The sequence below is a fragment of the Natrinema amylolyticum genome (genome assembly GCF_020515625.1).
Lineage (GTDB): Archaea > Halobacteriota > Halobacteria > Halobacteriales > Natrialbaceae > Natrinema > Natrinema amylolyticum.
In genome coordinates this window covers 1-544 of the sequence record NZ_JAIWPJ010000011.1, presented here as the reverse complement: position 1 = coordinate 544, position 544 = coordinate 1, and the positions used below count along the sequence as shown (strand labels likewise).

1 protein-coding gene is annotated in these 544 nt (G+C 68.0%); it reads left to right on the top strand.

Features of this window, described 5'->3' with window-relative positions; genetic code table 11:
* Window positions 1-544, top strand: a 544-nt coding sequence (locus LDH66_RS22825; protein WP_226483376.1) for an aldehyde dehydrogenase family protein, incomplete at both ends; no start/stop codon positions are given.

Here is a 544-nt window from a genome sequence, read left to right as displayed (position 1 = left end):
TCGGTCAGGCGGCCGAGCGCTTCGATCGAGCGGCCGAGGAGGCGCGCAATATCGTCAGCAAGGGCGAGTACCGCGAGGGATCGACGGCCGGCCACGAGGGGTGGCAGGCGATCGTCAAACACGAGCCGATCGGCGCGGTACTGTGTATCACGCCGTACAACTACCCGCTTGCCACGACGGCGCTGCAGGTCGCGCCCGCGCTCGCGGCCGGCAACAGCGTCCTGCTCAAGCCCGCGAGCAAGACGCCCATCTCCGCGGCGATCCTCGCCGACGTCATCGCTGATGTCGACGGGATCCCCGACGGCGCGTTCAACTTCGTCCCCGGCGACGCGAGCGAGATCGGCGATATCCTCTCCGGCGACGACCGAATCAACGCGATCGCGATGACCGGCTCCTCGGGCGCGGGCAAACACGTCGCCCGCGAGAGCGGCATGGTCAATCTGCATATGGAACTCGGCGGGAACGCCCCCGCGGTCGTCTTCGACGACGCCGACCTCACTGACGTCGCCGGCAACTGCGCCAAAGGATCGTTCAAGTACGCCGG